Origin of the sequence: Geomicrobium sediminis (assembly GCF_016908595.1) — a bacterium.
GTDB lineage: Bacteria > Bacillota > Bacilli > Bacillales > Marinococcaceae > Geomicrobium_A > Geomicrobium_A sediminis.
Window position 1 is genome coordinate 82,754 of the sequence record NZ_JAFBEC010000001.1, and the last position, 24,395, is coordinate 107,148.

Annotated in this window: 18 protein-coding genes; 1 reads left to right on the plus strand and 17 read right to left on the minus strand. The window is 41.6% G+C overall.

What is annotated here, in order from left to right:
* Positions 1 to 171: 171 nt before the first annotated feature.
* The 12 genes from JOD17_RS00440 to JOD17_RS00495 form a co-directional block, all read right to left on the minus strand.
* On the minus strand, positions 172 to 1,494 hold the full coding sequence (locus tag JOD17_RS00440; protein WP_204695159.1) for a short-chain fatty acid transporter: 1,323 nt from the start codon (positions 1,492 to 1,494) through the stop codon (positions 172 to 174).
* A gap of 126 nt (positions 1,495 to 1,620) precedes the next feature.
* A complete protein-coding gene (locus tag JOD17_RS00445; protein ID WP_204695160.1) occupies positions 1,621 to 2,562 on the minus strand; it encodes a bile acid:sodium symporter family protein in 942 nt (313 codons plus the stop codon).
* Between the two features lie 16 nt (positions 2,563 to 2,578).
* Positions 2,579 to 4,003, minus strand: coding sequence for an aldehyde dehydrogenase family protein (locus tag JOD17_RS00450; protein ID WP_204695162.1), 1,425 nt, complete (start codon positions 4,001 to 4,003; stop codon positions 2,579 to 2,581).
* A gap of 1 nt (position 4,004) precedes the next feature.
* Complete coding sequence (locus JOD17_RS00455; protein ID WP_204695164.1) at positions 4,005 to 4,745, minus strand: SDR family NAD(P)-dependent oxidoreductase; 741 nt, start codon at positions 4,743 to 4,745, stop codon at positions 4,005 to 4,007.
* Positions 4,746 to 4,756: 11 nt separating this feature from the next.
* Positions 4,757 to 5,815 (minus strand): tartrate dehydrogenase, encoded by a 1,059-nt coding sequence (locus JOD17_RS00460; protein WP_204695166.1) that lies wholly within the window; start codon positions 5,813 to 5,815, stop codon positions 4,757 to 4,759.
* Positions 5,816 to 5,993: 178 nt separating this feature from the next.
* Positions 5,994 to 8,102: an RNA degradosome polyphosphate kinase gene (locus tag JOD17_RS00465; protein ID WP_204695167.1), complete on the minus strand. Its 2,109-nt coding sequence runs from the start codon at positions 8,100 to 8,102 to the stop codon at positions 5,994 to 5,996.
* Positions 8,089 to 9,594 carry a Ppx/GppA phosphatase family protein gene (locus tag JOD17_RS00470; protein ID WP_204695169.1) on the minus strand — a complete coding sequence of 502 codons (1,506 nt, stop codon included), beginning with the start codon at positions 9,592 to 9,594 and terminating at the stop codon, positions 8,089 to 8,091. The genes JOD17_RS00465 and JOD17_RS00470 overlap by 14 nt, the downstream gene beginning before the upstream one ends.
* A gap of 17 nt (positions 9,595 to 9,611) precedes the next feature.
* Positions 9,612 to 12,410 (minus strand): DUF2252 family protein, encoded by a 2,799-nt coding sequence (locus JOD17_RS00475; protein ID WP_204695170.1) that lies wholly within the window; start codon positions 12,408 to 12,410, stop codon positions 9,612 to 9,614.
* Between the two features lie 1,117 nt (positions 12,411 to 13,527).
* On the minus strand, positions 13,528 to 14,460 hold the full coding sequence (locus JOD17_RS00480; RefSeq protein ID WP_204695172.1) for a 3-hydroxyacyl-CoA dehydrogenase family protein: 933 nt from the start codon (positions 14,458 to 14,460) through the stop codon (positions 13,528 to 13,530).
* Between the two features lie 55 nt (positions 14,461 to 14,515).
* Complete coding sequence (locus JOD17_RS00485) at positions 14,516 to 15,298, minus strand: 3-hydroxybutyrate dehydrogenase (RefSeq protein WP_204695174.1); 783 nt, start codon at positions 15,296 to 15,298, stop codon at positions 14,516 to 14,518.
* A 30-nt stretch (positions 15,299 to 15,328) separates the two neighbouring features.
* Entirely contained in the window at positions 15,329 to 16,648 is a 1,320-nt protein-coding gene (locus JOD17_RS00490) for a GntP family permease (RefSeq protein WP_169964969.1), read from the minus strand.
* 145 nt (positions 16,649 to 16,793) lie between these two features.
* Complete coding sequence (locus tag JOD17_RS00495) at positions 16,794 to 18,206, minus strand: sigma-54 interaction domain-containing protein (RefSeq protein ID WP_239575080.1); 1,413 nt, start codon at positions 18,204 to 18,206, stop codon at positions 16,794 to 16,796.
* Between the two features lie 159 nt (positions 18,207 to 18,365).
* Between JOD17_RS00495 and JOD17_RS00500 the strand changes: the two genes are divergently transcribed.
* Positions 18,366 to 18,650 carry a DUF5316 family protein gene (locus tag JOD17_RS00500; RefSeq protein ID WP_204695181.1) on the plus strand — a complete coding sequence of 95 codons (285 nt, stop codon included), beginning with the start codon at positions 18,366 to 18,368 and terminating at the stop codon, positions 18,648 to 18,650.
* Between the two features lie 72 nt (positions 18,651 to 18,722).
* On the opposite strand, the gene JOD17_RS00505 is transcribed toward JOD17_RS00500, so the two are convergent.
* The 5 genes from JOD17_RS00505 to JOD17_RS00525 form a co-directional block, all read right to left on the minus strand.
* Positions 18,723 to 19,172: a DUF2188 domain-containing protein gene (locus JOD17_RS00505; protein WP_204695183.1), complete on the minus strand. Its 450-nt coding sequence runs from the start codon at positions 19,170 to 19,172 to the stop codon at positions 18,723 to 18,725.
* Between the two features lie 123 nt (positions 19,173 to 19,295).
* Complete coding sequence (locus JOD17_RS00510) at positions 19,296 to 19,763, minus strand: hypothetical protein (RefSeq protein ID WP_204695185.1); 468 nt, start codon at positions 19,761 to 19,763, stop codon at positions 19,296 to 19,298.
* A 321-nt stretch (positions 19,764 to 20,084) separates the two neighbouring features.
* Positions 20,085 to 22,577 carry a BsuBI/PstI family type II restriction endonuclease gene (locus tag JOD17_RS00515; protein ID WP_204695191.1) on the minus strand — a complete coding sequence of 831 codons (2,493 nt, stop codon included), beginning with the start codon at positions 22,575 to 22,577 and terminating at the stop codon, positions 20,085 to 20,087.
* Between the two features lie 395 nt (positions 22,578 to 22,972).
* The gene (locus JOD17_RS00520) at positions 22,973 to 23,728 is read right to left on the minus strand and encodes a restriction endonuclease (protein WP_239575082.1); all 756 of its coding nucleotides are present in this window, start codon (positions 23,726 to 23,728) and stop codon (positions 22,973 to 22,975) included.
* A gap of 399 nt (positions 23,729 to 24,127) precedes the next feature.
* Positions 24,128 to 24,301 carry a hypothetical protein gene (locus JOD17_RS00525; protein ID WP_204695193.1) on the minus strand — a complete coding sequence of 58 codons (174 nt, stop codon included), beginning with the start codon at positions 24,299 to 24,301 and terminating at the stop codon, positions 24,128 to 24,130.
* Between the last annotated feature and the right edge of the window lie 94 nt (positions 24,302 to 24,395).

Here is a 24,395-nt window from a genome sequence, read left to right on the forward strand (position 1 = left end):
ATTGCAGGGGATAAGGGACGAAGATGAAGATCATAAAACTAACAAAACGAATGCTTGAGCTAGTCCTAAACGGGCCAGCTCAAGCATTCGTCTATTTTTACGTGATTGATTAATTTGAGGTAAGAACTAGTGGAGAGAATGTGGTTTAAGTTACTACAAATCAATAGTAAGTTAAATCAAAAGCAACCCAATAGCAATCGGGAAAAACGTCCAGAGAAGAATAATGACGCAGAATCCCATAATGTCACGAACTTTTAATCCAGCGATTGCAAGAAGCGGCAACGTCCAAAACGGCTGAATCATGTTTGTCCATGCATCTCCCCAAGCGACTGCCATCGCCACACGCGCAGGTTCCGCTCCTATTTCATAGGCAGCACTCATCATAATTGGACCTTGAACCGCCCATTGACCACCGCCCGAAGGAACGAAGAAATTCACAATTCCAGCGGAAATGAACGTAAACAGCGGAAAGGTAAACTCAGTAGATATCGCTATAAACATAACCGACATCATATCACTTAGTCCTGAGCCGACCATCATCCCCATGATTCCTGCATAAAACGGAAATTGTATGATGATTCCTCCTGCATTTTTGACTGCTTCAGACACTGTCTTCAAAAACCTTCTTGGTGTCCGATGGAAGAGAATACCGAGAAACAAGAACGCAAAGTTCACGATGTTAATATTCAGATCTAATCCATTATTAATAAAATGCATGACTACAAATATAAGTCCTAAACCACCAATAACAATCGAAATGATTTGACTGTTTTCCAAGCGATCTGCCGGTGTGAGATTCTCCGACGGCTCCTCCTTCACCGCTGCTTCTTCTTGAATTACGATCGGTTCAATTTTTGTTGTACTGTCAGCAGCTCTCATGAGCAAACGATTCATTAATGGCAACATAATGACAAGAACAACGACGATAAAGATATTAAATGGAGCAAGCAATGTATCCTGAATCGCAATTGTTCCCATCGTATCTTCCAAGAAGTGTCCGGGAGTTGCAATTGTTAATGGAATTGATCCAGACAAGCCACCATGCCATACGATCATGCCACTATATGCAGACGCGACAAGCAAACGAAAATTCACCGTAGGTACTTGTTGTACAACATGCTTTGCAAATAGTGCACCAATCACAAGACCAAACCCGTAATTGATTAAACAAGCGATACACGCAACAAAGGTAACGAGCATGATGGCTTGTCCTGGGGTATTAGCAAAAAGGGCTAAACGAGCAAGAATTGATTTGACGATACTCGTGTTCGCTAATATGTAACCGGTTACAACGATGAGTGACATTTGCATCGTAAATTCTAGCAAACCCCAAAATCCATCTCCCCAGAGCTGTACCATCTGTACAGGATTGTTCGGTGTAATGAAGATTCCTAACAGAAAAACGATCAATGTTAAAACTAATGCGAAGATAAATGCATCCGGCAAATACCGTTGTACGAGCCTGTCTGAGAACCTTGTAAGCGCAGTAAACATTATTTCGCCATTCCCCTCTTATTATTTTGAATAATCTTATCATTATGGTATTGAAATAGAAAGAACAACTGGCTCCATAACAAAAAGCGAGCCCTAGATTTTTCGACTCGCGTTTTGTTGATACATTTAAACGATACGCTTTTTAGAACTTAACGGACCCCTTCCTTTCTTCCCGCGATTCCAAAACGAGACGAGGATCGGTCCCGAGATAATTTGCCAAACTGAGAAAATCGCACTTGGCAAGGCCGCCAAAGGGCTGAAATGTAACGTTGCTAGTGTTCCACCAAGCCCAGAGTTCTGAATCCCTACTTCAAATGCGATCGTACGTCGTTGTTCTTCGTTAAGCCCACACCATTTGGCAATGATATAACCGACAAACAACCCTAAACCGTTATGAAGAATAACCGCTACGAATAGAAGTAACCCAACCGTTATTAAGTTCTCTTGATTCACAGCAACGATGGCGCTCACAATCAGCACAATCGCAAAGATCGAAATGTTCGGCAGTGCCGTTCGTCCAACACTTGCAACCTTTGGAAAAAAATAGTTGATGAGAATTCCAAGACTAACTGGAACGATAATCACTTGTACGATCGATAACAACATAGAACCAGCATCAATTGGCATCCACTGATTCGCCAACAGCAGAATCATTAATGGCGTCATAATCGGCGCAATGACTGTTGACACTGTTGTCATTGCAACCGATAATGCGACATCTCCTCTTGCTAGATAAACCATTACATTGGATGAGGTACCACCAGGACAGGCTCCGACCAAAATAAGTCCTGCCGCTAATTCTGGAGGCAACTGAAAAAGAATTGCAATCCCAAACGCAATCAACGGCATAATGAGGAATTGCCCAACACCCCCAATAAGCATCGGGAGCGGTCGCTTAAAGACGATCGTGAAATCTCGAAGCTTAATTGTTAGCCCCATTGCCAACATGACAATCCCTAATAAATAAGGGATGTATGGGCTTAACCAGCTAAACAGTGGCGGGTATAGTAACGCAATGACACTGAAACCGACAACGATAAAAGCAAAGTATTTTTGGACGCCGCTCATACCCACACCTCATTTCTTAAGATTGACGATACGACACTGCAACGTTTTTAAGCTGCGTGTAATTTTGCAAAGCTTCCAAGCCTTTCTCTCTACCATAACCACTTCGTTTATAGCCACCAAAAGGCATTTGGATTCCCCCACCAGCACCGTAGTTATTCATAAACACTTGGCCTGATTCCGCGGCTTCTGCAACACGATGGGCTCGTCCTATATCATTCGTCCAAATCCCTGTAACGAGACCATAATCCGTTCCATTCGCAAGGGAAATGGCTTCTTCTTCAGTCGTGAATGGGTGAACAGTAATGACAGGTCCGAAGACTTCTTCTTGCGCAATAGGATGACTTGCATCGATGTTCGTAATAATTGTTGGTCGATAATAATAATCATCTTGCTTCATTCCACCCGTCACGATCGTCGCACCGTCCGCTTTGGCTTGTTTAATGTACCCATCAATCTGTTCAACTTGCGCATCGGTAATGATCGGTCCGAGCTGATGATTGTCCATGCCAGGCCCGATGCTCAGCTTTTCAAAGCTTGTCTTTAACGCTTCAACAAATCGTTCTTCTAACGATGCCTCAATAATTAACCGCGAACCTGCTGAACACGTTTGCCCAGCGTTTTGCGTAATGGCATTCGTGACCGTTTGTACCGCTTGCTCGAAGTGACAATCATGAAAAACAATTTGCGGTGACTTTCCACCTAACTCGGGCGTGACTGGTGTAATTTGCTTCGCCGCGGTTTGCATAATCGTACTTCCAGTCTTCACTGAACCGGTAAATGCAATATGGCGCACGAGCGAATGACTCGCTAACACCTGTCCTGCTTCTTGGCCCGTACCCGTCACTACGTGATAGACCCCTGTTGGAATCCCTGCTTTCTCCATGCTCTCTGCTAATAAAAGTGCCGTACTCGGTGTTTGTTCTGCTGGTTTAACGACCGTCGTATTTCCCATTGCAATCGCTGCTGCAACACTTCTCGCTGTAATTTGAATCGGATAGTTCCAAGGTATAATATGAGCCGTAACGCCAAGCGGCTCTCGTACGGTATAATCCAAAATCCCAGGCTCAACTGGAATCGTTTCACCGAGCACTTTATCAGCCATCGCTGCATAATACTCGAAATAACGGGCGGCCGCTTCGACATCTGCTTCACTTTGTTTGAGTGGTTTACCGACGTCTAACGTTTCAGCCTTAGCGAATTCATCAAGACGCTCCCGTAAGTCAGCCGCCACCTTATGTAGACAATAGCCTCGTTCGTGCGGTTTAAATGAGCGCCACGTCGAGGAATTAAATGTGTGATGTGCCGCCTCTACAGCCTCATTGACGTCTTGAACACTTGCTTTAGGAACCGAATAATGCACGTCTCTCGTCGCAGGATCTAAAACGATGAGCTCCTCATCCCGCTTTTCCCAAACACCATTGATATACATTGGCTTTTGCATATTACAGCCCCCTTCCCCCGTCAATTCGTAATGTCGTACCCGTAACCATACTCGCATCATCACTACATAAATAAATGATGCCAGTGCTAATATCTTCAGGTCGGATGAGTCGTCCGAGCGGGACGCTTTTTTTGAAAATGTTCTCTTTGACTTCATCAATGTTTTGATCAACGCCAGCAAATTGGCTAATCATCGCCGTATCAGCAGGTCCTGGGTGCAAAACATTTGCTCTTATTCCGTATTCGGCTAGCTCTATCGCAATCGCTTCAGTGAATGAGACAACAGCTCCTTTGGATGCAATGTATGCATTCAAACCAGGACGTGGCCTTACAGTCGAGACGGATGCCACATTCACAATCGAACCACTTCCCGCTTTCTTCATCACACGGCTTGCCGCTTTACACGTTAAGAAAACAGAGGTCGAATTGATTTTATGAATTCTTTCCCAGTCCTCTAATGTTACGTCTTCAAGCGGTGTTGCTGATTGAGCAATTCCAGCTAAATTGACGAGTGCATCAACTTGATCGAAACGCATCATCACTTCTGAAAACGCACGATTTACATCTTCTTCCACACTAAGGTCGACACGTTGATAGAAATAGCGATCATTTGAGATCGGGGCATTTTCTGCTAAATCAAAGCCCGCAACAATCGCACCTTCAGCCAAACTATCCTCAACTAGTTGTTTCCCCATTCCCCCCTTTGCCCCAGTAACGATCATGACTTTATTCTTTAATTTCATAGGACTGCCCCCTAATAGTTGTTTAATTCTGATAGTATTTCGACTGTGACTTCCTTTGTAGACAACGTTCCGCCGATGTCTTTGGTCGTGCGTCCTGATTGAATGACCTTTTCGATCGCATCCATGACAAGGTCCCCGAGTTCCGTTTCGCCGAAATGATCAAGCATCAATTTAGCTGTCCAAATTTGACCAATTGGGTTAGCAATCCCTTTTCCAGCAATATCAGGCGCTGAACCGTGAACAGGCTCAAACATTGACGGATACTTTCCATTAAGATTAATGTTTGCCGCTGGTGCAATTCCGACACTTCCCATAATCCCCGCTCCGAGATCTGTTAGGATATCCCCAAACAAATTCGAGGCTACAATCACATCAAATCGTGACGGGTCCGTTACAAAAAACGCCACGAGCGCGTCGATATGTTGTGAATCCGTCTGAATATGTGGATAGTCTGTTGAAACTTCTTGAAACACTTCATCCCAAAACGGCATCGAATGGTAAATTCCATTGGACTTCGTTGCACTTGTCACATGACCTTTTCGTTTTTTAGCAAGGTCAAAAGCGTAGTGCATCGCTTCACTCATCGCTCGGCGTGAGAAGAAGTTGTTCTGAACAGCGATTTCGTCTTTACCTCTATACATTTTTCCGCCAACTGTGCTGTACTCCCCCTCGCTGTTTTCCCGAACAACAATTAAATCAAAATCTTTTGGATTAACGAGTGGAGAATGGACACCTTGAATGATCTTTGCAGGTCGGATGTTTAAGGCTTGTTCAAATTCCCGGCGAATCGTCAAGATCGACTCCCAAACGGATATGTGATCCGGCACTTTCGTAACGTCTCCAATTGCACCGAGAAAGACACTATCATATTGACTCAATCGATCGAGTCCATCTTCTGGCATCATTCGTCCATGTTGAACGTAGTAATCACAGTTCCAATAAAATGTATCGAAAGAAAACATGAGCCCTCCATGAATCTTTGCCACAGCTTCCAACACTCGCATTGCTTCTGGTACGACTTCGACCCCAATACCGTCTCCTGGCATACAAGCTACTTCGAACTTCTTCACATTACCCACCTCATCTGTAAGCGCTTTTATAGTTAGTAAAAAAATCTTCCCTTTACCTAATTCATGATCTAGATCGTAGATCCTCTAATATTTTTATAAAATAGTGAATTTTATACTTCATTGCGTATTTTTGATGGTTCCACACACCAAAAAACGCCCCGTAAGGAGCGTTCAATCATTACGTATTCTGATCAAGCGGACGCAACGGATACATGGGCCGTTCTTCATTTCGTTGTTGCGAGCGTTTGTCTTCGGCTTCTGTTTGAAAGTGCGCTTGTGCATCTAACCGCTTCTTTCCCCGCTTATCGACTCGCTTATAACTACCATCTTCTTGTAGAATCCTCGTTTTCACATTATCTAACCACATCGTCTCGAACATTTGAACGATCCGGGTTTTTGCAGCGTTGTCGTCAATAGGGAACATCGTTTCCACACGAGCATCTAAATTTCTAACCATAAGATCAGCACTTGATAGATACACGTTTGTTCCCTCTTCTCTCGTAAACAAAAACATTCTCGTGTGCTCCAAATAACGTCCAACGATCGATTGAACCTCGATGTTCTCACTCAAGCCAGCCACGTTCGGACGAAGGCAACAGATGCCTCTGATCAGCAAACGGATCGTAACCCCTGCTGCTGACGCTTTGTACAACGCATCAATAATTGCCCGATCAGATAAGGAATTTAATTTCATTGCAATCGACGCTTTTTTCCCAAGCTTCTGATCCTCTATGGCAACGTTGATAAACTCGAGCACTTGATTTCGTAATGAGTAAGGCGCTGTAATGAGTTTATTAAAAAGTGTAGGCTCAGCAAAGCCAGATAACATATTAAACAACGCCGAAACGTCAAAGCCTAATTGCCGATTCGACGTCATCAGTCCAAAATCAGTGTAAAGCTTCGCCGTTTGATCATTATAATTCCCCGTACCTAAATGCACGTACCGGCGAATGCCATCACTTTCACGACGTACGACGAGCAATAGCTTCGCATGGGTTTTCAACCCTAAGACGCCGTAAATCACATGACAACCAGCCTTCTCCAATTGCCTTGCCCAGAGGATATTATTCTCTTCATCAAACCGAGCTTTCAATTCCAGAAGTACCGTCACTTGCTTTCCCCGTTTAGCCGCTCTTTCAAGTTGGCGAATGACTGGCGAATTGCCAGAAACCCGGTATAACGTCATTTTAATTGCAAGCACAGCGTCATCGTCTGTTGCTTGTTGCAATAAGTTTAAGATGGGCTTGAACGATTCGTAAGGATGATGCAACAAGTAATCCGCCTCTTTAAGCTGTTCGAAGATCTCTCCATCATCGAGAGCAGCGTCGAGATATGGGACGTACTCTTTGTAATACAGCGATCCATCTTCAGGCAACAATGGGGCAAGCTTAGGTACAAACGTCAGGTCAACTGGACCACGCAGTATGAAAATCATGTTGTCATCAATTGAGAACGAATGTGTTAGTTCATGATGCATCTCTTTAGAAATGGACCCTTCTACGTCTAGCCGAAGCACTTCGCCTCGCTCTCGAATGCGAAGTTGCTTTTTCATTTCATTCAATAAATTAATCGCATCGCCTTCTTCGACCTCGATGTCCATATCGCGAATAACACGATAGCAACAACTTTCAATGATGCGGTATCCTTGGAACAGATCAGACATGAAAAATTGAATCACATCTTCAAGCAACACCCATTCCCGCGCATCATTGTAAGGTATTTGGACGATTCGACTCAGTACAGAAGGAACTTCGATTGTCGCAAACTTTACTGGACTCGTTGGATCGTCCTTCTTTTGAAGTCGAACCGCGATATGAATGGATTGATTAGACACGAAAGGAAACGGCCGTGATGAATCAACAGCGAGTGGCGTCAACACTGGGAAGATCTCCTTTTTAAAATAGAGATGAAGCTTCTTCTGCTGTTCAGGAGACATCGCCGAGATGGATAAAAAAGTTACGCCTAGCTTTTTTAAAGCAGGCAGTAACATGTAGGAATACGTATTGTATTGCTTGCGGACCATTTGTTGTGTCCAATCATAAATGCCTTCGATTTGCTGAGTCGCGGTCATACCTGCAATATCAACATCTGAAATTGACATTTGCATTTGATGGTGCAACGTTGCAACGCGCACCATAAAAAACTCATCCAGGTTACTCCCAGTAATCGATAAAAACTTCAAACGCTCCATCAATGGATTGGATCGATCTCTCGCCTCGTCTAACACCCGTTCATTAAAGGCCAACCAACTAAACTCCCGATTGATGTACTTTTTATGCAAGAACATTGCTTCGAATCTCCTTAAACGTAAAATTCATACCGAATACACATTCAAAATACGAGGCTTTATTTGATAAAACCCAACTTTCTAGCGTAATTTCATCATTCGAATAGAGATCGAGATGAACATTCTGCTTTTCAATGGTGACGTTCACACGGGAAATCTTCTGTTGTCGACTATCATCTAACGCATCGGCAATTCGAAGAATTGCCGTTAGCTTACCGATGATGACCGCTTGTTGTTCAGGTAACGTTTGAAAATGTAATGTGTCATTTAATGGGGTCAAGCTGCTATGATAACGAACACAATGGGCAATGATTTGTTTCTCTCTATTTGACAGTCCGATGACTTCCATTTCGTTAATCAGATAATATGAGTGAAGATAATGGTGATTCATAGAAACTAAGTTCCCGATGTTTCGCAGAATACAGGCTACCTGTAGCAATAAACGTTCGCGGTTTGAGAGATTATGGATGTCCCCTGTCTGATCAAACACACGCGTTGCATACATTAGCACAGCATCATTGTTCAACTTCGAGCATTGAAAACGTTCGGCAATACGCCAGACCGCCGTCATTAGATCTTGCTCAAATGCCAGTAGTGCTCGCTCATTTTGTGCAGCAATTAATCCATCACACAAGTCTGACTCCGAACGATGCAGCTGCGAAGCATTTGTCCACTGCAACATGAGCTTCAAAATAATTACGGACGGTAGCAGCTGCAGATATTCAGCTCTTGATACTTGGAACTCCGTCGCAAACGCTCGCGGTTCTTTCTCATGTAACTGTGTATAGACTTCATGAAAATGATCAACGGTTAATTGATCGTACGCCTGGAACAACTGATTAAATGCTTTTAAATCTGTGCCAAATACGATTAAATGCTTCAATTCCTGTGTAGACTCAATGATCGGTTGCAAACTTTCAATTTTGCTCAAAATGTAATCTTCAATCAAATCTTGATGGCGATCAATTTGATTTTCCATACGGGTCACGACTTCTTGAATTCGAAGAGGACCAAGCTTCACATGTTGAGAGAATAGGAGCTTTTCTTGTTGATACATCGTCAATTGGATACTGCCGCTTCCAATATCAACGAGCAACGCGCCCTCTTTAAGCCGCTCTTGATAATTAGGCACATGTTCAGCTACCGCCAGCTGATGGTATTGCCTCTCCTCCGCATTGTCTAACCAATACCAAGAAAATCCGGTTCTGTTGTACACATAGTCTTTTACATACAACGCGTTTTCCGCTTCACGAATTGACGCTGTAGCAAAAACGAGCGCTTCTTTAATCGCAAATTCTTCGAGCTTGAGCCGAAAGCCTTCTAGCCCTCGGCACATCTCTTTTAATGTCGTTAATTCAATTAAGCCGGCATGATAAATATCATGTCCAATCGAGACCCGGAATTGCAACGTCTCCTCAACCACTCTTGTCTTACTTTCATAGATTTTTAACGTCATGATTTGAGAACTGATCGTAATGATCGCTGCATCCAATTACCGTTCGCCCCTAACTAGCGTGTAGTTTGTAGCGATTGCATCTCATTTAATAGACGATAGAATACAACCGCAGTTTGTGCACGAGAAGAGCGCTCACTAGGTGAGAGTACATCGTCTCTTCCTTGGTAAACATTCATGTGATAAAGAGCATTTACATAAGATTGCGTCTCTTCATCGATATTGTCAAGATCCGAAAAAGGCGCCACATCGAATTGATCAGGATCAACATCAAATGTATATTCAAGCATTCTTCCTAGAATTCGAATGGAATGAATACGACTAATCGATTGCTCTCCTCTAAATGTTCCATCGCTGTATCCTTGAATCAGTCCGTGTTTTAACGCTGCAGACAGTTCATTCACATACCACGTTTCTTCATCCACGTCGGCAAATGAAAGGGCTTGTTCATAGGACTCCTCATCACCGTTTAAACCAAACGCTCGAACGAGCATCACGGTATAGTGTGTTCTTGTCGTATGGCGTGCAGGCATAAACTGTCCGGAGCTATTCCCTGTCATAACCTCAAGTGCGTACATCGCATTGATTTCGTCAATGGCATAGTGCGTGTCAGAAACGTCTTGATAGTTTGCACCAGATACGTAGTCTAACAACGTTGGAACATACGGATTGCCTTCAAAGAACCCATTCGTATATTGCGCGCTGAACACGTCATAATCATGAATCACTTGGTCATAATACTGAACCGAAATCTCTGTTAAGATATCGTCAAAGTCTTCCCAACTGTGAATCGCGCGAGATGCGTTTTCAGCAAATATCGGATTGGCACGACTGTGGGCAATCGCTGCCGCTTGCGCACTATGTTGCACGACACTTTCTAACTGCTCTTTTGACTCGAAGGACGCCTCACCAAATTCTTCTTTATAACGAGAACGCTCACGCACTGAAAACGATTGCTCTTCTGTGTCCAACATTCCCCAATATGGACTATGGTTATCTGGCAACAATGCCTTTGCACCCGTGATCGTACGCTCTGCATGAGGGGTTTGCATTGACTCTTCTTCTTCAAAAGGTGCTTTTGTTTGAGCTTTCACATCCAAAATAATATCGTCATCTTCACTGTCACTCGCACCTTCAATTAACACGTAGTAACGATCGTATCCAAGACTACCAAGGCCTGCATTCGTTCTACGAGCAATGTCTTTAATTTCAAAGTGTTCCTCATCTAAATCATAGTCTTGTGTTTGCTCGTGTACATAGTTTTGCCAATACGTGTTGATCATTGCTTTCTCTGCTTCAGAAGCTGCGGCTAAGCGGGGATTATCTTCCTCAAAGTGTCTTTGTTCACCAATCATCGTCGTCCACGTATTCAGCTCGTCCAACTGTGAAATGGACTGCAATTCCTCAGCCGTTTCCTTCACAAATCCTTCTGTATGCTCTGGTGTAAATGAGAACTGATTCGGTTCAATTTCTCCGTCCACTACTTTTTGAAGTTCGTTCGTATACGTCGATACGAACTCGGTGATGACGTCACTGATTTCATCGTCACTCAACTGTAAGCCTGGCGCGATGTCATTTAACTTTATTATGCTTGAACCGTAACGAATGAGATCATAGTAAAACGGTGCATAAACAACTTCATCGAAATCGTTAAAATCAAAAACAGGTTCACCACTCCCATTTCCATAAAAGCCGATGTTTTCTACATGAAAGTCACCCGTAATCCACGTGTTCACATCGTCTTCAAGCCACGCATCCGGAACCCCCATATTCCCTCGTAACGCATCATCGGCATACAAGTGAGAAGAGCCTCGAAAAAAAGAAAACATGCCTGTATTCATCGTTTGAAACTTCTGTTCAAAAATCGACTCATCTTTAAAATGGCTGTTGTTACGAACGAGTGATTCGTAAATGGATCGTTGTCGTTCAGCACTCGTTTGCATGTCGAAGCGCTCTAATGGAAACGGCATGAGCGGTCGCAAGATAAAATCAACGTCTTTAATGGTTGCATAATACGATTCCACAGGTGAATAGTCGGTTAAGCGATCATTCCCTCTTACGTGCAAACGCTCGGTAAGTCGAGGTAACGATGCTAATGGTTCTAGACTATCAATGTCATTGTCACGTAAATTCATATCATTTAAGTTCACCAATGACTGGAGTGGGGAGAGATCGGTTACTTGGTTACGTCGGAGCGTTAACACTTCTAATTTTTCTAAATTTGAAATTGGGCTTAAGTCATTGACCCGATTCGTATGTAAATTCAACTCTTTTAATTGAACCAATTGCTGTAGTGGTTGTAGATCATGAACACTGTTCTCGCGAAGATTTAGCTCTTCTAAGTTATGTAGATTAGCTAGTGGATCAATTGATGCGACTTGATTCTGTCTAAGATCGAGTGTTTCTAGATTAACAAGTGATTCTAGTGCTGATAAATCAGAGACCGCATTCCCGCGAAGGTCTAGGTCCAACAAGCTGGTAAGTCCTTCAAGTGCAGCAAGATCACGAATATGATTCTGCCTAAGGTCAATACTTTCAAGGTTGCCTAACCGTTGTAGCGGACCAAGATCCGTAATCTCGTTGGAACGTAGCTCAATGTCTTCAAGGTTCGTAAAGAGCTCCAGCCCAGTTAAATCAGCAATTCCTTGTCCGCGAGCTCCGTCCAACTGAACAAGCTGTTCTAGCGTCGCTTCATCAATGATACTCTCTTCTGTCTCTAATGAAGCTTTCACCGCATCGCGCAACGCCTCGTCAGGTATTGCTTCTTTCAGATTTAATTCCTCTGCATCGACAAGGTCTGTCGTAGACAATCCAACCACTAGAAACAAGCCTGCCATCCCTATGTATTTTTTCATTTGATCCCCTCCTCCTCTTCATTCTAGCGATTGAATTGCCGTATTCGGAAAAATTAACAAACTCTCTATACAATCTTAAAAAAGCGTCCTGTTTGGAAAGACCACTGAAAAAGTCTCTAATTAAAGAACGTACGCTCGAAATTCGAGCGTACGTTCTTTTTTAATAACCTATACTAGAGCTATGATTTCCACTGCAGGCGGATGCTTGCACCCCTGGCACAAGGGCAACATCGGCTCCTGCTTCGCAATCACCGTGTTTTCTATGCCGCGGAGGAGCGGCCGAGCCTCCTCAGGCTTCGCCATTCGGGTCTCGACTCGCCCCTTTTTCCGCAGGCGTCACCGCCTTCCGTTCCAATCAAGTGTGTTCGTTAAAAGAATAGTTCATTGACGCACAAAGGTCATCAAAATAAAAACCCAAAAAAAGCCGTGTTATTCATGATTCAGCGTCATCCGTCTCCTCCACGTATTGAGTATGCTGACCTTTACGATGTAGTTGTTCCAACAGACTACAATTAAGAATAATGAATAACTTATTGATTTTTCGTTCACATATGAGGAACTAGAATCAACCTAAATATTGACTTATGTGCGTTCCGCCATTGACCCCCTACGAATGATTAAATACTTACTGTTAAAGAGTATCTATCCGTTGTCTGACGTTAACCTTGTCGATCGGAATATGATATGTCGTTTAAGTATTTTCTAGAGATGGCACCGGAGGAGGCGGTGATTCATCGCCAAGAACCATGAACTCAAGCACCAACTCGAGTAAGAAACCGCCCAATCCTCAGGTCTTTTAAATATGGTGATAAATATCCGTTTTTTTAATTACTTTGGTCTTTCAGGAGCAAAAAGCTGTTTTTCAGCGGTCTTTTTTCGGGACGCTGAGTTTTTGAGCGAATCAAACGTACTTTCAAAGAGTAAAGCGGCTCCTGCGGCTATGCTTGCCGCGGACGCCTTCGCCACAAAAATCCACTTTTTCATACAAACTCTATTTGTAAAAGCAAATTAAACAGATTGTCTAAGCAATACAATCAGTTCATCCACTTTGAATTCCTATGGTGTGACAGCAGAGGTCTTTTGAAACCCTAATCGCCCTGTTTAGGACGCTCTTCATTTACGTTGATTGTTTTAGTTTCCCTAAATGCATAAGGTATTGATCTCGCTCCACTAAGCGGTCTTGAATGATATCGCTCGAATACGAATAAATACCTTCGGTTGTCTTCGTACCGAGGTTCCCTTCATCAATCGCCGTTTGGATGAAATCAGGGACTTTCGTGTTTTCTGATAGCGTAGGTGCTAAGTTCTCAACGACACTTTTCCAAATGTCCAAACCCCCAAAATCAGCCGTCTCAAGCGGCCCAGCAAATCCCCAACGGAATCCAGGACCATCAGTTACTGCAAGATCAATACTTCTAGCGTCCGCAACGCCTTCTTCAAGAAGATAAAACGCTTCTCTCACTAGTGCGGCTTGCAGTCGATTAGCAACAAACCCTGGAATGTCTTTATTAAGTAAGATTGGGCTCTTACCAATCTGCTTCATGAACGACATCGTTTCATTCACGACATGCTCCGTCGTTTGAGCTCCTTTAACGACTTCAACGAGCGGCACAAACTGTGCAGGATTAAAGAAATGGGTAACGACGAATCGCTCTGGATGCGCTGCCCCTTCTGTCAGTTCTTTCATAGAAAACGTTGATGTATTTGACGCGATCACTGTCTCCTTTGGAACGAGTGATTCAAGTGAACGGTACAACCCATGTTTTAGCTCCAATTTCTCCGAGATTGCCTCAATCACAAGCTCACTTCCTTGAACTGACGCTTCCAAATCTGTAGACATGTTAAGAAACGCAAGTGCTTCTTCTTTCTCTTGCTCACCGAGTAGTTGTTCATTCACTTGCATCGTTAAGTTGCTTTCAATTAACGACTTAGCTTTTACTAACGATTCTTCGTTGATATCAAACAACACAACCGGTACCTTTACTTGAGCCACGCGCTGGGCGATCCCATGCCCCATCACACCAGAACCGATAACCGTAACTTTCTTCATTGGATTCCTCTCCTTTCATCGTGAAGAAACGGTCAGCAAGCTGACCATCCCAACATTATTGAACTGTATAGCCTCCATCAATCGCATTCGCTTGACCTGTAATGCCTCTAGACTGTTCTTTCGCTAAGAATAGCGCATAATGGGCAATCTCTTCCGTTTCAAGGAGACGCTTTTGCGGAATTAATGGATAGAAGATCTCTTCTAATACTTTCTCTTCACTCACATTCCGTTCCTCTGAAAGGTCATCCAACTGCTTTTGGACGAGGTCGGTACGAACATAACCCGGACAAAGAGCGTTTACCGTAATTCCATTAGCCGCTCCTTCTAATGCTGACACTTTCGTCAAACCGATTAAGCCATGCTTTGCACTGTTGTACGCTGACTTTCCAGCATAACCAATTAAACCGTTAATGGAAGCCATGTTAATGACACGACCATAGTGTTGTTCCTTCATGATTGGGAATACTTCTTTAATCAAACGGAACGGTCCCGTCAACATAATGTCGATCATGCGTTCAAACGTCTCCGTCGGGAAGTCTTCAACAGGAGACACGTGCTGCATACCTGCATTGTTTACGAGAATGTCCAACTGACCGTATTGCTCCATCGTTTGTGCCACCGCTCGTTTAATGTCTTCTTCACTTTGCACGTTGCACGCAACACCGATCACGTTGTGACCAGCTTTTTCAAATTCTGCTACTCGTGTCTTGATTGCGTCTTCGTTCATATCACTAAGCACGACTTTAGCTCCTGCTTGTGCATAAGTTCTCGCAATCTCTAATCCTAATCCGTTCGCAGCCCCTGTAATAAAAGCTACACGTCCTTGTAATTCTGTCATCACTGTCACGTCTCTTTCTTTCTATATTTCTTAGATTCCTAGTCCTAATGAGAATAAGAAGATGGCTAAGATTACACCAATTACTGGTACGAGTACGGTTACCATCGCAAGTGGACCATAGGCCACACGATGTGACTCACCACAAATCGCTCGAATCGTCGTTACAACGTATCCACCGTGTGGAAGTGTATCGAGCGCACCAGATGAAATCGCAACAACACGGTGAAGTGCTTCAGGGTTGACTCCTGCATCCAAGTAATGTGGAGCAATGAGCGGCAACGCGATTTGTTGACCACCTGAAGAAGATCCAGTAAGACCCGCAATAACACCGACAGCTACAGCTGCACCAACTAATGGGCTACCTTCATAACCCGTAACAATATCAACAGCTGCTGAAAACGCAGGTGTCGCTTGTGCTACAGCACCGAAACCAACAACTGCTGCAGTATTCGTAATCGCAAGAAGTGCACCGATCGTTCCTTTAGAAGCAGAACCCCATACATCGGTTAAGTATTTACGGTTTAAAATCCATGTTGCAAAAATCCCACTCGCTAGAGCAATGATTAACGCTGAATGCTCAAGTGTATCGTGGAACAAAAATGAAATGACGAGCACAACAACTAATGGAATGGCTGATAAAAGTGGATTCGGTAAATCTTTACTCGTCGGTTCAGGATCGCCAGGGCGTTCATCAAAAGCTTCACCCTTTTTAACCGCACGGTTGATCATCCATTTGAGTAAGTAATAACCGAAGAAAATCATAAAGATTGCAACAATCAAACTTACTTCCCAACCTGCATACGGTGATGTGCCAAGAAACGGCATCGGAATCCAATTTTGAATTTCTGGAGATCCAGCAGACGTCATCGTAAACGTTACAGAACCAAACGCAAGCGTTGCCGGAATAAATCGTCTCGGCAAATTCGCCTGACGGAACAAGCTAAGCGCCAAAGGAAAAACAGAGAAACCAACAACGAATAGACTCACACCACCATACGTTAAGATGGCACACGCTGCGACAATTGCCGCAATTGCATATTTTACGCCAAGTTTATCGACAACGAACTTCGAAACACTGTCCGCTGCACGAGCGTCTTCCATAACTTTTCCAAACATTGAGCCAAGCAAGAACATTAAGAACCACTGACCAACAAAGTTCGAAAATCCAGTCATGTAGTTTCCTACAAGGTTCGGATCCCCTTCTGCTACCAATTGCGGGAACAGCGGAATACCATTTAATACAGCCATGAACAATGCACACAATGGCGTTGAAATTAATAAATTCCAGCCACGCATCGTTAGCACGATAAGTAGCGTTAGTCCCCCAATTAAACCGATTAAGCTAAAAATCACCTTAAACCCTCCTAAACCTTCTTTTGTAAGCGATTACATTATTTATTGCAAGAAGTGTGCCAATATTTAGAGGTGGATGTGACAAGGTTTTACTGTAAACGACTCCACTTTTTCTTCCTCAAATCCGGAAAGCGCTCCATTTTTATGGAATATCGTACTTGGAACGCTTTGCATAAAAACTAGATTTCCCGATTCCTAATCGTTTTGCTGCACGTTGTGCATCGCCATCTTCATGCTTCAACGCTTCTTCAATTCGTTCACGCTCTACACGCTCAATTGTCTCTTGAAGCGACTCATCAGTTGCGACCGCTTCAGTAAGTTTGAGTGAAAAGTCGATATCGCCAGACTCAATCCATTCATCTTCCTTGCGAATCATGGCTCGCTCAAGTACATTTCTTAATTCTCGAATGTTCCCTGGCCACGCGTGTTTCTTAAGCTTCTCTTCCGCTTGAGTTGTCAGACCCGCTACGTCAATTCCCATCTCTCGTTCTAACTCTCGCAATAGAGAATGAGCAAGTGTTCCGAAATCTTCGAGACGTTCACGCAAAGGAGGAATTCGTAGAGGCATTACATAAAGACGATAATATAAATCCGCTCGGAAACTTCCTTGTTTCACAAGTGCTTCAAGGGGCCGGTTCGTAGCAGCAATAATTCGAACGTCAACCGCTTCTGGCGCCACGCCTCCAATCGGTTCAATCTCCTTTTCTTGCAGCACGCGAAGCAACTTGACTTGCATCGCAAGTGGCATCTCACTCACCTCATCAAGAAATAACGTGCCACGATGCGCTAATGCAATTTTTCCAACTTTGCCACTTTGCTTCGCTCCAGTAAACGAGCCTTCTTTATAACCGAATAACTCCGATTCGAACAATGACTCTGGGATCGCGGCACAATGAAGTCGCACGAAAGGCCCGTTCGCGCGCCGACTCTCACGATGAATCGCATGGGCAAACAACTCTTTCCCTGTCCCGCTCTCCCCTTCGATTAGAATCGTCGTATCCGTTTTAGCCGCTTTTTTGGCCATCTTTCTCGTCTTGACGATCTTGTCATCTTGACCTGCGATTTGCTGGAACGCATATTTAGCTTTTAACTGTTCATGAGGTGTATCAAATAACGAAGACTGCTTGATGAGTTCTTGGAATTGCGAATTCATTTTAAACAAATCATCAAGATCTTGGAACATGATCTTCCCGACAACCGCAACGACCTCTCCGTCCAACACGATTGGAATTCGATTCGCAATCATCTGATGACCATTAATCTCTTGCACGTTCGCCACTTCTGGGTAGCCCGTTTTGGCTACAAGATGCATTCTCGTATTCTCTACAACTTCCGTTACGTGCTTGCCACGCACGTCATCTGGAACTTTATTTATAAAAGACGCATACGTCTCATTCACCGAAATGATATAACCGTCAGGGTCTACGACGATAATGCCTTCATAAGAATGTTCTAATGCCGTTTGGTATAAAGACAATTCTTTTTGTAATTGTTCGTTCTTCATTCCAAGTTGTCGCATAAGCTGGTGCACCCAGCCATTGGTCGTTATGTTCATCGCGTTCCCTCCCTCACTCATTATAATCAGCTTCTGTCGAAAACGGCTACCGTAATATCAGTGATCGCAACCCTTACAGTCTTTCTTCTTATTTTAACTCGTTTAAGCATACCCCTTCAGCGGGAATATCAAGGGTAAGTGGAAAGGAATGGTAGAAATATGAAATCCTTCATACTCGGTTTTCTTTTACTCATCGTTGCTTTTCTAACCTCATGGCTAATTACCTCTGCAGAACTCTTCCTCATCATTACAGCAATCATAGGCGTCGGTGGCCTACTCGTCTCTGGGTTACTTCTAGGAACCTTTCAATGGAGAAACGATCCGAATCACTTTCAAGAAGATCAATCGACCCGAAACAAGAGATCATCCTGGGCGACATCACTTTTCCTATTCTCTTTTCCCCATTTAATTGCTGTGTTTGTCGGTCTATATCTCTATGTATAGCAATAGGCACGACAAAAAAGGTCACAACGACGGTGGTGACCTTTTCACTTTTTAGAACAGATATCTAAATGACTACTTCTCATAATTAATTTTCTCTTCGACCGTATCGTCTTTGCGATGGATGATTAACTGAGTTTGTTTGTTGTTCGCAATCTCCTTTGCTCGCTTCACTGCATCTTCTTTCTTATTAAACACGTGGGCAGGCTGTTTCGCTCCTTCAGTTTGGACGACCCAGTTGCCTTCCTCGTTAGCTGTTACAAATAAAGGACGATCGAGTAACTCTGGCCTGTTTGACGACGTTGTACTGCTCGGAGAGGTCGTTGCGTGTTGTAAAAAACCTTCTCGTTCCTTTTTCGTTGCGTTGGAAAACCATTCTTTTGCTTGGGAGGTTGCAATTGGGATGGCTTCGCTTTCATCATAACCATCTTGAATAAGCGTGTTACTAATTTCAATCGCTTTCTTGCGCACCGCTTTATCGAGGTTCTTGAGTGATGATGGGTAATTCTCCATTGTCCAAGGCATACTGCTTACTCCTTTCTCATTTTGCGATAAGTCACGTTTAAACAGCGATGATCTTTTTAAAATTAAAGAAAGCCTTAAGAACACCATCACGTCCTCAAAGCCCTTTGTCCCAGCTCTTACGATTTATAATTGTTTATCACTGTAACGATCCAAGATCTGTTTAGCCGTATGTTCATTCTGAAGAATCTTAAAGTACTTATTCAGTAGATCATTACAAATCTCTTCGCCAGACGTCTCAGAAATATACCGGTCCTCACTGCGATCTGGATCATAATATAGAACGTCCTTAAAGATTCTATTCTCACTTACTGTCACAATGACGTCAATGTACTTCGCATTCAACGGCTCCTCATGATCTTCAATTCTTAATTTGATGGAAATTGAACGTCTCACAGGAATTTCAATATTCCAACTGCCAATGTCCTTTTCTTGATTAAAATACAGATCATCATCCGCAAATTCTAAGAAGAAACTAAGCTCCTCTTCCAACTCATTGCAATAATTATCGATCAAATCGATCGCCTGCATCAAAGCAATTCTTCGACGATAATACTTGTTCAACTCTCGCTTAATGCTTTCCTTAGCATCCATGACCTTCCTGCACCTCAATTCAATCGCAGCTTCTACTTCTTCTAGAGCAATACCCTTTATTGAGGAATTTCAAGCAGAATTTTATTTTCCAGACAAGTATGAGTGAACTATTGACCTCATTCTCATCCTTACCATTGTCGGGACGAATTTTTACCGCAGTAGAGGCATGTGCATAACATGCATTCTACTGCGTTTTTTGTAATCTAACTCAATTGACTTTAAACATTGGAAAAAGCCAAAAACAATAAGTGTGTGGTCATTTTTATTTAGATGCAACCTTATAAAAAAATAGATAATCAAGGTGTGATTATAATTAATGACTTATCTAGGTCCCAAAAATCTATCACCATTGTAATGCATCATATGAGCAGGTAAATCTGCAAACCAGACTTCCGTTTCCCAGGCTATATCATCTGCATAACTTTTAAAGTCTTGAATACTTAAAAATGCTGTAACATACACTGTTCCGGCAGATGAGTTCCTAAACATTTTCTCTAGTTCATAATATCTCTTATTAGAAATAGGTCCGTGTGTTGTTACTGCTTCTATGAGGAATAGCCAGTTTCGAGATTCATCATACAATACAACGTCAGGTAATTTATCATGATTAAGCGAAGGAACATTTAGTGCTTTTAATTTTTCTTCTTTTATATGCATTGATTTGTTAGCTGTATCGCCAAAGTAAAGGACATCAGCCTTGTCAGCAAAGTGTGCTCTGAAATCGTGAATAATTTTCTTTTGAAGTATGTTGTGCTCACCCGCGGATAGTTTATAGACCTTTTCATCTAACTGTATAGGTATTTTAGCGGTATTTCTAATCTTCTCGTACTTTTGCTTTAATGTAGAGAATTCATCCTTAAATATTAGTAGGTTATTATCCCATTCACTAGTGTTAAAAGATTGTACTAGTCTAAGGAACTCGTCTGTAACAGCATATACCGTTTTTCCACTGTTAGTTGGTCGAGTTTGATCGTCAGGGTTTCTACTAATTAAGCCTGCTTGTTCGAATTGATGTAGTGTTTGTCTTCTTATAGTTTCTCTACTATTAGCTGCATATTCTTTGTCGTGGTGCTCTTTCATGAAAGACATTATATCAACAACTCGCATTAACTTTTGCTGAGCATCTTTCCATTCGCTTGATACTTTTAATCCAAGAAGAGCGAGAAGTGTAAGAGCTGACCTTGAATTTTGTTGTCTTTTTTCTAATTCTAATTCACTTATAATTTGTAATGCTTCGTCCTCAATTGTCATTTTATCCCCCTCTTTTGAGGTGTAAACTTTAGGATTTGATATAATATCTGCAATATACTTATCGACATTTTCAAATGTTAGTTTACCAAAAATGATTTTGTTCCCTATATCTTCAATTATTTCATATTCAGGTAATGGAAGTGAGACTATATCAGAAGCATTAACTTGTGTATTGCCATTTATAATTCTGAAATACCGATCTACTAGTGATGAATTCAGAAAAGCTGCTAAGCCATAAGTTTCAGCAGAGGTCAAACTTTGATTTACCTTATGGATGTAATTCAAATGATTTTCTAAACCGATCTTTTTAAAATTATGGGCATCTGCTATATATGGTGCACCATCGACTCTTTTCTTTTGTTCTTTTGATGTAAAGCGCTTTAATAATACGTAATTACGTGAGTCCAAAAGTAAACGTCTTTTTTCAGCAGCAGCAATGACTCCCTTTTCATCAGAACTGATTGGAAAATTAATTTTCACATCTTTTATGTGCTTCATTAGAAGTAAAGGATAGTTTTCTTCTTCTAGAAACTTACTTAGATATTCTTTATGTCTAAAAGTAACTACAGGACCCGTTGAAATATCCATATTCATTTGGGATAAAGTGTTAGTCCAGTTATCAAATAGTTCTAGTGTGTTTTTATCTTCATCATTTAAGGGTAAACGTAACATATTCTTCTGATCGAAAGAGTCTAACACTAATGACTTTTCGTATACTTCTTCATTGTAATCGTCTTTGATATCAAGAGATGAAGAAGAACTTATAGTAATATACGGGTTAAACGGCCATCTTTTAAAACCACTAATGATTATATTTTCTTGTAGTACTTTTTGGGATTTGAAATTACCTGATCTTGATCCAAATAAATGTATATGATCGGGGTCGATAACTGCAAAGAATTTTTCTCTAAACTTTTCAAAATAAGCACCAGAGCAGAAGCTTCTTGGTGTGATAAATACTAATTGCCCTGTGGTATTTAACAGTTTTTCCGCAACTGCCATGAACATAAAATAAACATTCGGTTGACCATAAATGTAATCTATTAATATCTTTGAGTACTCATGTTGTTTATTGACTTTGTAGTAAGGTGGATTCGATATAATTATATCATAAAGGCTAGTATTTTCTTTTTGTAGCAACCCGTTAAAGAATAGAGATTTATTATCAATGATAAAATCGTTTTCTATAATGTTAAATTGGAATACAAGACCTTTAGAATTAAATAATTGAACACATAAATCTAATGTTTCTCTTAAAAAAGGCAATACTTCTAAGTCACGCTCATATAGATCTACGACTAAATTGATTTTGCGTTGTTCTTTTATGATTCGATCAGCCAACGCAGCTGTTAGTACGCCCGTTCCTGCTCCGGGATCGAGTATTTTTAAGTTATTTGCTTTGCCTAAATTTATTTGTTTGGCCATATAGGTTGCGATAGAAATAGGTGTGAAATATTGTCCTTTATTTTTTTTTTCTTCGTCATTGAGTTCTTTATTGGCAATTTCAGCTATATCTTCAACTGTTTGTAAAAATTTACGTTCATCAAAATCAGATAGTTGCATGATTTACTCCTGTTTGCGTAGATTTTAATTAATTAAGTACTTTATAGTGCTTTGTAAAGTCTGGTGTAACGAACTTTAAATGTTAGTTAAATTGGAAAGCAGTTAATAACAAGCACTGTACTTAGGTAGTAATTATAATTTGAGCAAAAAAAGAAAGCAACAGCCCTAGCTCGTTATGTCAGTATGCCATTAGTACTTAACAAATAGCCATAATCAATGTAAATAAGTTACTTTTATCTGGATTTACATGATAACCGAATGAAACGTCACCGGTGACTACCGAGGTGTTGTTGCAAGAGAATTTATCAAAGTTGGGCACCTTAATAGAAGACTAGATACTTGGATAAGTTTTGATTCAAGAAGACCCCCGTTATAAACGGGGGTCTTCTTGATAGTTACTCATCTTTATTTAACAACCAAACTCGCTTTAAAGGAATTTCAGATTTAATATCGTCGCTAAGAAGTTCATAATTCTCTCTAAGTTCTTCAATTACTTTTGCTGAGTCCCACAACCTTAATTTAAAGAACTGTTTAGGGACCTCGTTCATGACGGAAGATTTAAATCCGTTCCAAGATACTAAAACTCCATAATCTGCATCTACATTGCTCATTGTACCAATGAGTTGATCCATCGTCGGTCGATCAACAGGCACGTCTGGTTTAGGAGAACCGAAACCTAGTGTAGTTGCTGAAGCTAAAATATCAATACCGTGATCAGCGCCTTCGGGACTACGATAGGTAGTAAAGCCTTCCGCCTTTAAGATTTCTTCGATTAATTCTTCCATTCGATGACCTTTGAATTTACGTATGATGTGTTCAGAAAGACGGTCTTGGATATTTTCTTCTATGTTTACGATTATATCTTCTTCAGTATCAATAAACTCTTCAGTAACCGTTCTGTTTGGAATACTCCAATTATTTTCGTGCATTTTCTTTATCCGATTTTCTGCATCATTTTTATTAATTTTACAGACTGTTAGAAAAGCACCGAGAGAATATAAAATATCCTGATCAAACCGATCCCGCGGGATGTCAGTGGCAAACCAGTTTACATCGCGGAAGTGATTATAAGGATTTTCTTGTTCTTCATCATAGGTGTACTCACCAGTGATCTTGCCAAAGTGTAACTTACGATTAAATTTACTTGGCAATACTACCCAGTCACCGATCTCCACCCTGTGTGCAATTGGATAGATTTGTGAAGCCCAATTTATAGCGACTTTACGGTTATCAAGTTCGTAATGCTTAAGTATAACTTCTTACAATTCTGTTTTGTCAGGGTGATCATTAAGGTCGAAATACAACTCATCCCAAGTAAGATAAATACGACTGTCATCTAGAAACTTCTTTTCAAATTGTCCCTCTTTACCCGCTCGGAATAACCAAACACTGATATACAATCAAACCCTTTATTTAGAATATTTAATCATTTATAATGGTAATATACTCAGGATATTTTTACCAGTGATTTGAAAAAGTAAAATGTTGATTAATCCCGCAATATTTTGTTGATTTGTTTCCGCTGCTGAAATGCAAAAATTGATAACCCACTAGGATAGTACTGCTTTTCTACTGAACCGCTCTTTTTTTGATGTTGATAGATATATCATCTTGGAATCAATATCATATCTAAGTTTAAAATCTCTGCAAACAACTTCTTGCAATTCTTCAACGCTTTTTGTTACAAACTGACGTGCCTCATCGTAAGAATTAATGACCTTCATCTTAAAGCCTCCCTAGTTTCTTCTGTCACCAAAATGAATAACATGCGAATTCCAATTGAACTTAATTAATTGCTTTTCTGCTTGCAGAAAAGCT

Coding starts and splice junctions, on each gene's coding strand:
- JOD17_RS00480 (WP_204695172.1), bottom strand. CDS start 14,460: ATGAAGAAAGTTACGGTTATCGGTTCTGGTGTGATGGGGCATGGGATC.
- JOD17_RS00465 (WP_204695167.1), bottom strand. CDS start 8,102: ATGTTCTTGCATAAAAAGTACATCAATCGGGAGTTTAGTTGGTTGGCC.
- JOD17_RS00525 (WP_204695193.1), bottom strand. CDS start 24,301: ATGAAGGTCATTAATTCTTACGATGAGGCACGTCAGTTTGTAACAAAA.
- JOD17_RS00515 (WP_204695191.1), bottom strand. CDS start 22,577: ATGCAACTATCTGATTTTGATGAACGTAAATTTTTACAAACAGTTGAA.
- JOD17_RS00500 (WP_204695181.1), top strand. CDS start 18,366: ATGAAATCCTTCATACTCGGTTTTCTTTTACTCATCGTTGCTTTTCTA.
- JOD17_RS00440 (WP_204695159.1), bottom strand. CDS start 1,494: ATGTTTACTGCGCTTACAAGGTTCTCAGACAGGCTCGTACAACGGTAT.
- JOD17_RS00445 (WP_204695160.1), bottom strand. CDS start 2,562: ATGAGCGGCGTCCAAAAATACTTTGCTTTTATCGTTGTCGGTTTCAGT.
- JOD17_RS00450 (WP_204695162.1), bottom strand. CDS start 4,003: ATGCAAAAGCCAATGTATATCAATGGTGTTTGGGAAAAGCGGGATGAG.
- JOD17_RS00485 (WP_204695174.1), bottom strand. CDS start 15,298: ATGACAGAATTACAAGGACGTGTAGCTTTTATTACAGGGGCTGCGAAC.
- JOD17_RS00455 (WP_204695164.1), bottom strand. CDS start 4,745: ATGAAATTAAAGAATAAAGTCATGATCGTTACTGGGGCAAAGGGGGGA.
- JOD17_RS00510 (WP_204695185.1), bottom strand. CDS start 19,763: ATGGATGCTAAGGAAAGCATTAAGCGAGAGTTGAACAAGTATTATCGT.
- JOD17_RS00475 (WP_204695170.1), bottom strand. CDS start 12,410: ATGAAAAAATACATAGGGATGGCAGGCTTGTTTCTAGTGGTTGGATTG.
- JOD17_RS00505 (WP_204695183.1), bottom strand. CDS start 19,172: ATGCCTTGGACAATGGAGAATTACCCATCATCACTCAAGAACCTCGAT.
- JOD17_RS00495 (WP_239575080.1), bottom strand. CDS start 18,206: ATGAACATAACGACCAATGGCTGGGTGCACCAGCTTATGCGACAACTT.